Origin of the sequence: Flavobacterium cellulosilyticum (assembly GCF_004349355.1) — a bacterium.
In the GTDB taxonomy this organism is placed as follows: Bacteria; Bacteroidota; Bacteroidia; order Flavobacteriales; family Flavobacteriaceae; genus Flavobacterium; species Flavobacterium cellulosilyticum.
Window position 1 is genome coordinate 89,365 of the sequence record NZ_SMFK01000005.1, and the last position, 13,559, is coordinate 102,923.

The 13,559-nt window shown below is 32.4% G+C and carries 11 protein-coding genes; 3 read left to right on the forward strand and 8 right to left on the reverse strand.

Translation table 11 applies throughout. From position 1 onward, the window contains the following. Positions 1-204: 204 nt before the first annotated feature. Positions 205-1,752, forward strand: coding sequence for an SDR family oxidoreductase (locus tag E0F76_RS09960; protein WP_132005016.1), 1,548 nt, complete (start codon positions 205-207; stop codon positions 1,750-1,752). Between the two features lie 170 nt (positions 1,753-1,922). Here E0F76_RS09960 and E0F76_RS09965 read toward each other — a convergent pair whose 3' ends face one another. Together E0F76_RS09965 and E0F76_RS09970 are read right to left on the reverse strand one after the other, a co-directional pair. Next, positions 1,923-3,167, reverse strand: a complete 1,245-nt coding sequence (locus tag E0F76_RS09965) for a BamA/TamA family outer membrane protein (protein WP_246022030.1) — start codon at positions 3,165-3,167, stop codon at positions 1,923-1,925. Positions 3,168-3,274: 107 nt separating this feature from the next. After that, complete coding sequence (locus tag E0F76_RS09970; protein ID WP_132005022.1) at positions 3,275-4,129, reverse strand: DUF4350 domain-containing protein; 855 nt, start codon at positions 4,127-4,129, stop codon at positions 3,275-3,277. 445 nt (positions 4,130-4,574) lie between these two features. Here E0F76_RS09970 and E0F76_RS09975 point away from each other — a divergent pair, with 445 nt between their 5' ends. Further along, positions 4,575-8,054, forward strand: coding sequence for a hypothetical protein (locus E0F76_RS09975; protein ID WP_246022031.1), 3,480 nt, complete (start codon positions 4,575-4,577; stop codon positions 8,052-8,054). A 92-nt stretch (positions 8,055-8,146) separates the two neighbouring features. On the opposite strand, the gene E0F76_RS09980 is transcribed toward E0F76_RS09975, so the two are convergent. Next, positions 8,147-8,599, reverse strand: coding sequence for an FKBP-type peptidyl-prolyl cis-trans isomerase (locus tag E0F76_RS09980; protein ID WP_132005025.1), 453 nt, complete (start codon positions 8,597-8,599; stop codon positions 8,147-8,149). Between the two features lie 183 nt (positions 8,600-8,782). Between E0F76_RS09980 and E0F76_RS09985 the strand changes: the two genes are divergently transcribed. Continuing rightward, the gene (locus E0F76_RS09985) at positions 8,783-9,547 is read left to right on the forward strand and encodes a hypothetical protein (RefSeq protein ID WP_132005028.1); all 765 of its coding nucleotides are present in this window, start codon (positions 8,783-8,785) and stop codon (positions 9,545-9,547) included. Positions 9,548-9,818: 271 nt separating this feature from the next. Here the strand turns inward: E0F76_RS09985 and E0F76_RS09990 are convergent, their stop codons facing one another. The 5 genes from E0F76_RS09990 to E0F76_RS10010 form a co-directional block, all read right to left on the reverse strand. Continuing rightward, positions 9,819-10,439: a MarR family winged helix-turn-helix transcriptional regulator gene (locus tag E0F76_RS09990; RefSeq protein WP_132005031.1), complete on the reverse strand. Its 621-nt coding sequence runs from the start codon at positions 10,437-10,439 to the stop codon at positions 9,819-9,821. 278 nt (positions 10,440-10,717) lie between these two features. Next, positions 10,718-10,951, reverse strand: a complete 234-nt coding sequence (locus E0F76_RS09995) for a thioredoxin family protein (RefSeq protein ID WP_132005034.1) — start codon at positions 10,949-10,951, stop codon at positions 10,718-10,720. A gap of 393 nt (positions 10,952-11,344) precedes the next feature. Continuing rightward, positions 11,345-12,076, reverse strand: a complete 732-nt coding sequence (locus E0F76_RS19680; protein WP_246022032.1) for a TM2 domain-containing protein — start codon at positions 12,074-12,076, stop codon at positions 11,345-11,347. 6 nt (positions 12,077-12,082) lie between these two features. Continuing rightward, entirely contained in the window at positions 12,083-12,814 is a 732-nt protein-coding gene (locus E0F76_RS10005; RefSeq protein ID WP_132005037.1) for an ion transporter, read from the reverse strand. 162 nt (positions 12,815-12,976) lie between these two features. Continuing rightward, on the reverse strand, positions 12,977-13,306 hold the full coding sequence (locus tag E0F76_RS10010; protein WP_132005040.1) for a hypothetical protein: 330 nt from the start codon (positions 13,304-13,306) through the stop codon (positions 12,977-12,979). Between the last annotated feature and the right edge of the window lie 253 nt (positions 13,307-13,559).

The following is a 13,559-nucleotide window of genomic DNA, read 5'->3' on the forward strand; positions in this document are numbered from 1 at the left end:
TAACAGATAAAAATAGGTCTAAACTGAGTGAAAAGTTCAGCTTGCAGATTTTGCCAATGCAATCACTATATACCATAAGAAAGTTAATTTTAAAATTTAAAGAGACCTGTTTAATTCTGAAAGTATATATCGTGTAGCCTTTCTATGTGTGAAACGTTTAGACTTAAAAAGACTATATTTGCCACCTTGAATTTTAAGAAACTTATGACATCAGCAATAGATAATAATATCGCCATAACTACCGAAGAAATTGACCGATGTATTGCTATTTTGGCACAATTAAATACAGATACGGACCAAATATTTGATATTCCAAAAGAACAACGAACTGCTTTAATAAAAGCTGCTGGACAATTTTCACGTCCAGATCGGGATGAATTAGCTAAACGGAAAAAAGATGGCAAAGCAGTAGCCAAACGTAAACAAGATAAAAAAGATAGAACGGCTCGTAAGGAAACAGGTATTCGGTATGCGCGTGAAACAAGTGTTTTTATGGCGCCAAAACTTCTAGCATCTCACATTTTGGAAAGCAAAGAACAACTGGAATTAGAAACTCCAAGAAAATGCTATGTATGTAAAACGGAGTTCACTAAAATGCACCATTTTTACGATACGATGTGTACCGATTGTGGTGATTTTAACTATGCCAAACGGTTTCAAACTGCCGATGTAAAAGGACACATAGCCGTTATTACAGGTTCACGATTAAAAATTGGCTATCACATCAGTTTAATGCTTTTGCGTGGTGGCGCGACGGTTATTGCTACCACTCGTTTTCCGGTGGATTCTGCTTTGCGATTTTCTAAGGAAGATGATTTTATGGAATGGGGCCATCGATTGAAAATTCATGGTTTGGATTTGCGGCATATTCCGAGTGTGGAAATTTTCTGCAATTATATTGAACAAAAATACGAACGTTTGGATATTCTGATCAATAATGCAGCACAAACAGTGAGACGACCAGCTGGTTTTTATACCCATTTGATGGAAAATGAAGAACTGCCAATTGGTTCATTACCAAAGCAAGCTCAAGAATTATTAATGGATCATGCCAATTGCTTGGATGAATTAAAAGTACTAACAACCGGTTTTTCATCGAATGATAATATGCCAGTAACTTGGCACGGACCAGAACCTGGAATTGGTTTGCGGGCTTCCGCCAAATTATCTCAAATTCCATATTCGTTCGATAATGCGCTTGTCGCCAATGAGGTTTTCCCTGAAGGAGAACTTGATGCCGATTTACAGCAAATCGATTTGCGAAAAACCAACAGCTGGCGATTGCGATTGGGGCAGATTGAAACGACTGAAATGATCGAAGTGCAATTGGTCAATTCGGTGGCACCTTTTGTGTTATGCAACCGCCTTTCGGAAGTGATGAAAAAAGACAATACGGGTAAAAAACACATCATCAACGTTTCGGCAATGGAAGGGAAGTTTCATCGCTTTTTTAAAGAAGACCGTCATCCACATACCAATATGGCAAAAGCAGCCTTAAATATGCTGACCCATACTTCCTCAGGAACTTTGGCGAAATCCGGTATTTTTATGAATGCCGTTGACACTGGATGGGTTACTGATGAAGATCCAGCAGAATTAGCTAAAAGGAAACAGGAAGAAGAAGATTTTCAACCGCCATTGGATATAGTAGATGGCGCAGCACGCGTTATGGATCCGTTGTTTGACGGAATCAATACTGGAAAACATTGGTGTGGGAAGTTTTTGAAAGATTACAATCCGATTCCTTGGTAGATTTCTCTTTTTTTGCGTGAGGGATGGCAGTGGAGCTCTTTTTTAGTGAGGCTTTTTTGCCTTGCTAAAAAAAGCGGGAACGTACAGCCCGACCCAAAGTTGCTAGGACGCAGGACGTAGCAATCTGAAGGGTCACGCCCAAATAATCAATAGAAAACTGACGAATTGTATTAGAATCCTTCTCCGTCATTGAAATAGAAAGTTTGAGAATCACGCCCTAATCCATAATTTAATATAAAATTGGTTAAGGTATTTTTGTTGAGAAGAATTCTCAATCCAACGCCTATAGTGGGTTGGATGAATTGAAATAAATGGAGGTTTTGATCTACATCACTTGCAGTAGTTGCGTTAGTGAATACGGTTCCACTAATTAATTGATTTTTGGTTATTGGGAAACGGTATTCACATTCAAAATATACTAGATCGGTGCCTCTAAAAAGTCCTTGAGTGTATCCTTTTCCGCTTCGGCTGTTCTGATCCCAACCTATTGCAGGCTGATTCAAATAAGGGAGCTTGCCACTAATTAAAAATTGACCATAAGTCCAAAAACCTAGAACGTGTTGCTTATTGACTTTACTTAAGGGGATGAAATACCTACTTTCGAGTAATAAAGTGCTGCTATTGTATGGATTTTGTTTGGTTTTAGGATTAAAACGGTAATTTGAATTCAGATAAAGTCCTTTATTTGTATTGATTAAGTTGTCTCTGGTGTCGTATATCAAATTTAAGCTTACCCCAGTTACGGAGTATTGCTTGTCATTGAATCCGTATTTTTTTGAATAATTATAATGGTAGGTGTATTTTTCGTTAGCAACATCCAATAGGGTATCGTTGATCTTGGAGTAACTGTCAATATGAAATCCGACTCCACTAAAAAAATTGGGAAAGATATTGTAAGATATGGTTTCATGCATTTTGAAGTAATTGTATTCCATAGGTTGTTTTATGGAATTGAAATCGAATTTTTTAAATGTAGCGTCCCAAGGAATAATATTGGTACCTAATCCATAATTGGCTTGGGAAAATACATAATACCGCAAATCTCCACTTAAAAAGTAGCGATCATCTTTGAGGTACATGTTGTTTTTAAAATAGGACAATATTTGTTTTTGTGTACTATAAGAAGCTCCTCCAGAGAGTAATGAGATTTTGTTTTCTCGTTTTTCTTTAAAACTAAATTGGCTAATAAATCCAAAAGTAAAACCATTAGCGGGCTGGTAGCCTAAGGTAGGGAATGCAATTAAATTTGTTTTTGGTTTTAGTTTAGGTTTATTTGCTTTTAGGGTGTCCTTTTTTTTAAATAAATCTACAATCGAGATTAAAGGACGTTTCTTTTTAACTTCTTTTTTCACATCCTGTGAAAAAGCGTTTTGGAAAAGAAAAAACACACATAGGAAAATGGTTCTATAATTCAAAATAACTTACATTTAAGGTTGAATATCTATTCTTTTTTTATTTGTGTAAATAATCTTTTTTTTCTATCTAACCCATGAATAATATTGAGTAATAGTTTATTATTTTCTCAAGCTGAAGGGCTATTTATACCAGCATGTATTTTTTCGGGACGTGTAAATTGAGCTGTAAACATGGCAGCTTCTCCAAATACAACAATTCGACCTGTACCAAATTTTTTATACGCACCTTGAATCATTCCTTTCGCATTGAACTTGGGTGTTTTTTTATTAAAATCCCAAGCTTTTTCGGGAATGAAGTTCTCGTAGTTTTCATCAAACACTAAAATGGGAGAGGCATCATCAGGTATTTTAAATCCTTGCCCCGTGAAAGAAACTATTTGGCTTACATTTTCAGTTGCATTTCTACCTTTTGTGATACTATTCTCTTTAAGGGACCCCTTGTTTTTATCAAAATAAGCAGTGCCTTTTGTAGGTGTATGAAATACAAAGCCATTTGAAAACTCAAACGCAAATTTAGCTGCTAACTCAGTGGCAGCTCCTGCCATTGGCATGTGATCAGCAAAAAGAAATAAACTTCCGCCATCAGCTACCCAATTTGCTACATCCTCAATTTCCTTTTTTGAAAAAGCAGATGGAGTAGGTAATTCCCAATTTACTTCATTTACTGCGTCCACAGCGTTAGCAATCACCAGAATTGTAGCTGCAGCTAATTTGATTGGAAAAATTCTCCATGTATATTTAACTACATTGTATCCGTCTTTTTCTAAAACATCGGAGAATAGTTTGTATTGGTCCTCTTTTGTATGAAAGTTAAAATGTCCTTCGTCACTATATACGATTGGCCCTTTTTTCTGTGCATATTCTGGATTTACTATTGATTGATTATAAAATGAATCCACTAGTTGTTGTGAAAATCCATTAAAAGATAAAACAAAAGCAAGGAAAAGGAAGGAGACTTTCATTGTTACTTTTTTATTTATAAACATTTGGTTTTACATCAATTCTTCTTAAAAAAACAGTACAAAAGAAATTACAATTTAATCATATAGTAAATATAGGATAATTAGAGTGAATTATCTAAGTTGTTCTGGCTGTTTTTAAGTTTAAAAACGATAATAATTTTATTTTTTTTCTTCCTTTTTAGAGTCTAATTAAAAACGAGAAATGAGACTGTTTTAGTTTAAAATAGTATCTTTTAATTCGAAATCGTTTGCGCACACAGTGTTTGATTTTGTTGAGTTCTTGTAATTTTGCCCAATGGCAACTTATTTGTTTTTTTCTTTTTAATTAATAAGTCTTTTTCTTTCATTATTAGTCAGTTTTTGTCATCTTTGTAAGGAGGATAAAAGTTTCCTATATTTTTTAATTCTAAAGAATATTAAAAATATCATTATAAATTCTACATAAATGAGTAAAGAAATTACAATAAATCAAGAACCAATTAAGCAAAATAGAAAAGATACTGTTCAGTATATTAATCTTCAATTGGCATCATTAGGACAGGCTATTTATCATGATGCCGAAAATTCATCAGAAAAATTTTGCAATCCTAAATTTCAGGCACTAACGAATGGACTAATTAAAAGTTTCCGTGAAAAATCGCGATTGTTGTCCAACCACCTTTCACCGGCAGACACGAGAATTCAAAACTTTTTGAATGATTATCTTAAAGAAGTACCTTTTAATAAATCATATAAATTACCAAATGACACTTTAATTTTAACTCAAAGTGGCCATGCGAGAGAATTGAGTTTGCCCCCAAATGGATCTACTTTTAAGAGTGAGGATATTACATCCTATAGAATTAAACAAGGGATTTTAAATAACCCAGTAAACGATAAAAGAACTACAAAAGGTACCTTTCATATTGTAGAGGGAGATTTGCCCGCACCATTAGATAAAAAAGAAGTTCCTAAAATAGCTTTTGCACATTTTTTGAATGCAGCAATCAATCCATCGGATAAACTGAAAATATTGCCTTTTACTTCAAATCAGGAAGACAAAGCGAAATTAATGGTTTCCATGTTGATGAGACCAATGGTTTGTCCGGAAGTGAAAGGTGTTCTTTCAAAAAAAACAATGGAAGTTCGTTTTTTTGCACCGGGGAGTTTGGTTAGTAATTTGGATTTTGTTGAAGCTATTTTTGGAAATGCAGGAGATCCAAATTTGGCACAAAATGATGCGGCTTTGGATACAGAACATTGGACAGGCCATACGGGTTGTATTATACTTGCGCCACAATTAAAACTACTTAAGAAAAAAGATATTGGATTGCCTCATTATAATGATGCGACTGCTCGTCAAAAAAAGGACGAAATGTGTTGGAAAGATGAAAATGAATTGTACAATGATGGAGGCGCATTTAAAGTAACATGTAGAGATGATAGAGGAGTAGTGGTAACCATAATTGCTGATAATTATTTTGGTTATTCTAAAAAAGAAATTAAAACTCAAATTAGTTATTCGGCTAATTTATTTGGTTTGGTTGAAGAAGAGCATTCTGGAGGCGCGATTGCATTTCCTAGAGGTGTAATGGGTGATATTGTTGATGGAAGTGTTTTTTCAGAAAAGTTTGGATGTCAATATAGTTTTGAAGATGTGAAATCTTTTCTAGGAGATAGAATAGAGTTGAAATCAGCCAATTATGCAGTTGATAAAAAATATCCAAACATCGTTTATATACCAGAAGACGCTTATATCAATACCAATACCAATAGTATTACATGGACTTATGGAAATCAGGAGCAAAAACTAATTTTATCTCCAAATAAAACCTATGTTCATCCAACAGGTAATAAATTTAAATTAGAAAAGCACAATGCAGTTGCTTTGTGGAGGATCGTCAATACGTCTCCTGAAGGTATTTTTTGCCATAAACCGTGTACAGTTTCGGGCGGGGGAAAATCTGAAATTTCTAAATCAATGCAAAATGCCATTACGTATAATGCATTTAATATTTTAGATATTGAAGAAGATTTTAAAAAGGCGGATGAAATCATCGAATATAATTATTCCAATAGATGGAAAAAATCCGATCCAACATTGCCTCAATCCAGATCCTTTTTAGACCAACGAAGAACCTTAGGTTCAGCAGTGAAACTATTGACACCTTCAGATGATAACAGTGATGAATTTAACGAATTTATTAAAAACATTCCAGTTCATATTAGATCATTAGTATTATTTGTAAAACGATTGTTCAGACAAGATAGCAGTTCTTTAAACTGGAAAGATTGTATGTCGGTTGAAATTATAAACGGAAAAAACGGAACTGGATTGCAATACAACAATACACCCGTAATGGGGAGTTATGTGCGTATTGGATTCAATCAAAAAGGGGTTTGGCTATTGAATAAATTGAGATCTGACTTTTCTCCTTGCCATAAAATTCAGATGGAAGATGATATTTCGGCTTCGATTACCCTACCACGAAATCAGTTTAAAAATTTAAATCCAGAATATAAAAATCAAAGTTTTAAAGTCGTTGCCAATTGTGAATCGCATTTGTTTCAAAGACCTGATGAGGCTATTGTAAGAGGGTACGATAAAGGAGCCGAAAAAGATATTGTAAGTGATAATGTTTACTTGACCAATTTTGAACCTTTACGAAAAAAAGATGCTATTGCCATTTTTGAAGAAACGATCAATTTTGATAAATATACTCAGCCGGTTAAAGATTTAATCGAAAGTATAGTAAACAGTCCAAATGAAGAGGAATATTTTGCCTTACCTTCTCATACCCGAATTGTTGATGGGGAGCCAACAAAAAATCCTCGTTATTTAGAGCCTAATATTTTTATAAATGAAACAGAAGCTAGTTATTTAGGTGAAGTTGGTGTTCGTTTATTCCGGAAAATTAAATCAGAAGATCCTGTTATCCAAGTAGTAAATGCCGTTTTGCCAGGAAGAAGAAATAATCCGATTGATAAAAAAGCTGGGATTCGACCATTGGCTGTTTACAATCCAATACATTATCAGGAAACTCCTGAATTGTTTATGGATTTTGTATGTAGCCTTACCGGTAAATCACCTTCAACTACAGGTGCCGGTTCTGAAGGAGCGTTAACAAAAGGCCCTTTTAATATGTTGACACCAACAACGGATTTAAATAACGCCTTGTTATCGCATATTTTAACAGAGTCTAATGCCTTTAGTACTGCTGCAGGTTATGTAGGTGGCGAAAACAAAGTAGATCATGATATTAGCCTATTAATACCAGAAATTTGGGCACGACTTAATCCAAATGATCGTGATCCAAAAGTGTTGATTGCCAATGGTTCATTAGAAAAACTGGAAGATTTTGAATATCAAGGTAAAAAAGTGTTGGCAAGTAGATTAGGTTATCGTATTACACGTACTTTTTCTTTACTATGCTTGAACCGTTTGTTTGATGAACCCAATGCTGTTTTTAACGAAAAAATGTTAAAACCAGAATTGCAGGGAATGGAAGATTATGTAGATGGAATCGCAAACATTGTAGAAGCACAACAAAAAGTGGCTTTGAGATATTTTGAAGATGGAAGCATTGAATCTGCAATTCCACCCTTGAAAATAGTGTTGCACATGATGGCTTATGGTAATTATGATGGCAAAGAAATGAGCGACCCTGAATTGAGAAGTTATTTTGATAGAGATCATATCATTAATAGCGATTGGTATAAAGAAAGACTGAAATTAAAACAGCAAAAAGACATTCGTTTTTATGCCAATCAAATTAGTTATTTAGAAAAATTCATCTCAAATCCACTGAATGCTGTTTCTGTAATTGAAATGGATTTAAATACGGGCTTGCAAAATGTAGTAACATTGCTAGCTGTTGCCAGTTCTCCAGAATATATTGAAAGTTTGGTAGGAACTATTGGAGCAGATCCTTTGTATAGAAAATAATTTATAAGAGCCTTAAATTAAAAAATCGTCTAAAAAGAAATTTTTAGACGATTTTTTTATGAATTTATATTCCTCCAGAAAAGGGAATTTTATTAATTTGTTGAAAGTAATTTAACTTCAAAAATAAGTACGGAACCTCCAGGAATTCGGCCAGTTGAGTTATTTCCATATCCTAATTGAGAAGGAATCAAAAGGATGCCGTTTCCACCCGTTTTAAAATAAGAAATTCCTTCTGTCCAACCTTGAATAACCTGATTCAAGCCAAACGAAATTCCTTCGGCACTACTTTGGTCGAATACAGTTCCATTAGTAAAATAACCTTTATAGGCCACAGTTACCTTAGAATTTGCAGTTGGATTTGCTCCAGTTCCTGGATTGGTAATTATATAATACAAACCAGAATCACTTCTTTGTGCTGTTAAGTTGTTTTTGGCGATGTAGTCTTTAATTTCTTGCTCATTTTTAGTGGCATAATCAATATCTTTTTCTTTATCACAAGAAATAAAAAGGGTCAAGGCAAGTAGGGCAGTTAAGAAGTGTTTCATAGAAAATTATTTTTTTGAATGGCAAATATATAAAAATTGTTGGATTAGAAAGTAGGGCTGTTTTTAAAGAATGGGTTTTTGATTAACAAAACAAAGCAGATAAGAGTATTCTAAAATCGCATTGAGAAATATAAAATTCAACTAGAAATTGAATTTTATATAAATAGTATGTAATTTCGCCGCATGAATTTAAAAATTGCCAAGTCACTTTTTTTAGCTTTCTACAAAACCATTGGTTATTTATTTTTATTCATAGCCTTAGGCTTGTATTTGGATAGTAAATATATGGTGCCCTTTTTCGAAAACACACAACAATTAGCAACATTTGTAATGCTAATTGGATTTTTCGTATTGTTTTATAGATCGCCAGTTAGGATTAGAGAGCACATGTTATTTGCGGTACTAATTGGCTTTGTTGGCGAGCATTTATTTTCAATTGCTTTAGGTATGTATACTTATCGATTAGGAAATGTACCCTTATACGTTCCACCAGGACATGCTATTGTGTATATAGCAGCAGTTTATTTTTGTAAAGAAGCTGTAGTTAAAACCTATAGAAAGCAACTCGAAAAACTATTTACAATTTTCGTTTTAGGATATGCTACTGCCTTTTTAATTTTTGCTTATGACATCTTTGGTTTTGTTATGTCATTGTTAGTCCTCTTTTTATTAAGAAACAAACCAAGAGAACGCTTGTTCTTTTTAAGCATGTATATCGTGGTTGCTTTTTTAGAAATTGTAGGAACCCATTATGAATGTTGGGCTTGGCCAAAAACGGCTTATGGTACAATTCCGTTTCTAAAAAGTGCCAATCCACCAAGTGGAATTAGTTTGTTTTATTTCTTATTGGATTTAGGCTGTTTATGGTTGTATAAGCAAAGACACCTAGTCGCTTGGAAACGAATGAAAGGAATTCGAGAATTGAAACTAATCAAGGTGTATAACTAAAGAATAAAGTTTGTAGTAAAGTTAAGACGAGAGTTTCTTGTTTATTTCCGAACGGCCTAGATGGGAATATCTTTTGGTTAGTGAAGAATTATAATCGGTACCAATATAATACACACCTTATTAAAATCTAATAAAACCTTAGGATGTAATTTTTCATTATTGGTTTTTTTTGTAGACAACGAATGTGATTTTTTAGCTAAAATTTTGAATATAAAAGTGGAGTATTCAGGTTAGGGTTTTTCCTTAAAACTCAATTATTCTACTGCGTTTCTTATACTAGCGTCTTTTTTTGCTGATGTTCTGGGCAATCAAAACGTAATTCATTATCGGCTAGTTTAGTATTGAGAAGATTGCAAAAGTGTTCTTCTCCATTTTTGTTTGATTGATAAAAATGACAAGTAAAGCACATTCTTTGAATAGTAATAACTCCCGCTTTATTCAAATGATGAATAATGTCCAATAAGCTTAAAAGTAGATTTTCTTTGTCTGTTGTTTGTAAATTTTCAATAGGAACTTGAATTTGGTTTGCAAAAAGTGCGGTTTTCTCAGCCGTTTCTTTTCCTTTCTTGGTCAGATGAATGATGTAGCTTCTGGAGTCGTGTTGTTCGTATACTTTTGTGATAAGGAGTTTTTGTTCCAATGTTTTTATGGTGTCGCTAATAGTTGCCTTTGTCATGTTAAATTCGTCAGCCAAATAACTTACTTTTCTTTTTTTGTCTGAATGATGCAATAGAAAAACTAGTACCTGAACCTGAATTGGACTTAATGAAAACTCTTTGCTTTCGTTCCAAAGTAAAACTCTAAAGGCTTGAGAAATTCTTTCCAGTGAAGCTACAATTTTGCTTTCTATATTTGAATTTTGATATTCTAAATCAAAAGAAGATTTTTTCATATAGTTCTAAATTAATAATTCAGGTACAATTTCCTGTTGTAAATAAACAAGATACGGAATTGCTACTTTTCGATCCGCTTAAAAAGTATTTTTACTTAATAACAAACTTAACAAAAAAGGGATCTATTCTATACCAATTCGGTTCCCAATCTAATAAAATTACTTTTGTATTCTTATATTACTTTAAGGAATGATAAATAAATCAATGTCATGAGTTGCTAGTTCTTTATAAATATGCCTCATAAAGTAAAGTGTTCTCCTTTTATGAGGCATATTTGTTAACCTTTAACATCAGCCATAGAAGCACCAAAGTTGATGTGTAATACATTTCCGTTTGGTGTCACCAAAGCGGGAACAGATTTTACTCCAGCTTTTTCGGCTTCATCAATTCTTGATTTGTCGTTGCCAATGTGTACAACTTCTACTTTGTCGGCACCTAAAAGGTTGACAATGTCTTGTTCTGCGCTTACACATACAGAACAACCTGCGTGATAGAAAACTGATTTACTCATCTTTTAAGAATTAAAAAGTTATGACATTATTGCCAATACAAATATAGTTAGGATAGCTAACAAAACAAAATAAAAATTTACAACAACTTTATATTCGGTCCAATTTGTTCTGTTTTTTGTGTTGATTTGGGGAAACTATAAGGGAATGCTTATATAAGTGATGTTTTAAAAACGTAATGCAATACTTTCTTTTTAGGTTGATGAATCGTTCAGGAATGAATACTTAGGACTTTCATTTTTATTTATTCGTGTTGCAAACGCTACGATTTGTTTTCTAATTGAAGTAGGTACTCTATGCAATCGAGCACGAGTGAAAGTGGAGCGAGCGGGTAGGGCAAACGAGCGTCAGTGGGAGACTTCGAGAAGCTAGGGTGTTTTAATATCTGATTGTCTTTAATCTGTTGTTTTAAATTGATTATAATAACTAAATTCAGGGTTGAATTTAATGTCAAATTTATCATTTGACATACTTGTGTATGAAATAAATTCAAAAAGAGAAATTATAGCAGGAATTAGTAAAAATGAAAACATTAAATACAAAATTCCATATCCAATTTGTCCCAAATAAAATTTATGAATACCTAAGCCTCCTAAAAGAGGGAAAGCAAGGATTGTTGCTGTCTTTTTTGATTTTCTTTTTTGAGAAGCTAATTCAAGATTATTAGTTATAAATACTATAGTGTCTTTATTAAATTGATTCATCAATTCTACAAATTCACTTCTTTTTTCGTTTAAATAATCAATACTTTTATCTTCAAATTTATCATCAATTAAAGAGCTTCCATGGTCAAATTTATTATTATATAATATAACCAATTCATTAAGATCGGCTAATTGATTTAATGTTTCATTCCCATTAAATGAAAAGTTAGAAAGCATTAAATCAGTTAATTCTATTAATCTTGAAGCGTTTGCTTTATTGGTAGAAACGAATTTTAAATTTTGGATTTCTTTAATTGCCTTTATTGTTTTATTATCTGAAGGCTTAATTCTTCCTGAATAATCACTAATTCCTCGAATTGTATAGGAATTTGTACCTTTTAAAATTACGTTTGCTCCAGCGCGTCCAAATTCCCTTCCAAACTGTTTAGATGCTCCGCTTACGATGTCATTAAGTATATTCATAGGACTTTAAATTTTTTTAATTTCATCATCTTCTATTTCTTCTATTTCTCGGGCTTTTGATAAAGCACTAGCAACTAATCCAGCAGGAATTGTTACAATCCCAACACCAATTAGCAATATAAAAAAGGTAAATACTTTTCCTCCATTTGTTATAGGATAAACATCACCATAACCAACAGTTGTTAATGTTACAATAGCCCACCATCCACTATGAAAAATAGATGTAAAAACTTTGGGTTGAGCTTCATTTTCAAAAAAGTAAATTCCGGCTGAGGAAAGGAAAATAAAAATTCCAGTAATAATTAAAAATAAAATTATTTCTTCTTTAACTATTTTTGCTGCGATACTAAACCTGTTTAATGCTCTATTATATCGAATTAATTTCAAGGCTCTAAATATTCTAAATATTCTGAAAGCTCTTAATGCTCTTAAATCGTATGCTCCTCTTAGATAAAATGGAAAAATAGCTAAGAAGTCTATAATTCCATAAAAACTAAAAATATAATTGAATGGTTTATTTGAAACAAAAATTCTTAATAAATATTCTATGGAAAAAAATATTACACAGATTAATTCGAAGGTATCTAAAATCTCAATTGTATAAACAGAATTATCTGGTAATGTTTCAATTGAAAAAGCAATAAGTGATAATAGAATCAAAACTTGAATTAAATAATCAAATACTTTCCCTTTTGGGGAGGTATTGTCTTCAATTATAATTCTAATTTTTTCTTTCATTTGCTAATTTTAAATAGTTTCAAATATAAATTTTCTACTATGAAACAGATTGTGTTATGTGTCCTTTGTATTTAATGCTAAACGTCAATTCTTATATATTTGCAAATGCCTATAATCGTGTAATGTGTGTGGTGTTTTTTTTAGTCTATTTTTGTATTTGTTTTAATGACCAATTTTAATTTCACCCTTAAAACTATTTTGTAATTTTTCAATAGTATGAGCTGAAAAATACCAATAACAATTTTCTTTTCCTTTACGTCCTATATCTCTAAATATATTTAGATTAGGGCTCATAACAACTCCACATAGTATTTTATTATCTTCGTCTGCAATTGAATTTATTTCAACAGCAGGATTTGATACCAATGCTATAGCAGTAATTATTCCACCAATTGATTCATATAAAGGTAAGTTGTTATATTCGCCTCTTAATATGAGTCTGTTTTCTATTAATTCAATTGAAAACCCCGTTTTTGTTTCAAATGTATTCATCTGTTTACTAGGTTTTATTTTTTATTTCTAGTTTGATATTAAGTGCAATACTTTAAACAAGACTGAAAATTCAAAACTTATTCCTTTTGCTAAAATAACAATAAAGCTTTACAAATCATTAAAATGCTATTTGTTTTCATCTTTTTTCTTACTTTTTATTAACAAAAAGAAAACCCCAAGCAATTTCAGTGTTTGCACTAAAGTTGTAGGGGTATAGATTATTTATTTCACGAAGATACACTAAGCCTACACG

Coding starts and splice junctions, on each gene's coding strand:
- E0F76_RS09960 (WP_132005016.1), top strand. CDS start 205: ATGACATCAGCAATAGATAATAATATCGCCATAACTACCGAAGAAATT.
- E0F76_RS09970 (WP_132005022.1), bottom strand. CDS start 4,129: ATGAAAGTCTCCTTCCTTTTCCTTGCTTTTGTTTTATCTTTTAATGGA.
- E0F76_RS09975 (WP_246022031.1), top strand. CDS start 4,575: ATGAGTAAAGAAATTACAATAAATCAAGAACCAATTAAGCAAAATAGA.
- E0F76_RS09980 (WP_132005025.1), bottom strand. CDS start 8,599: ATGAAACACTTCTTAACTGCCCTACTTGCCTTGACCCTTTTTATTTCT.
- E0F76_RS09985 (WP_132005028.1), top strand. CDS start 8,783: ATGAATTTAAAAATTGCCAAGTCACTTTTTTTAGCTTTCTACAAAACC.
- E0F76_RS09990 (WP_132005031.1), bottom strand. CDS start 10,439: ATGAAAAAATCTTCTTTTGATTTAGAATATCAAAATTCAAATATAGAA.
- E0F76_RS09995 (WP_132005034.1), bottom strand. CDS start 10,951: ATGAGTAAATCAGTTTTCTATCACGCAGGTTGTTCTGTATGTGTAAGC.
- E0F76_RS19680 (WP_246022032.1), bottom strand. CDS start 12,076: ATGAATATACTTAATGACATCGTAAGCGGAGCATCTAAACAGTTTGGA.
- E0F76_RS10005 (WP_132005037.1), bottom strand. CDS start 12,814: ATGAAAGAAAAAATTAGAATTATAATTGAAGACAATACCTCCCCAAAA.
- E0F76_RS10010 (WP_132005040.1), bottom strand. CDS start 13,306: ATGAATACATTTGAAACAAAAACGGGGTTTTCAATTGAATTAATAGAA.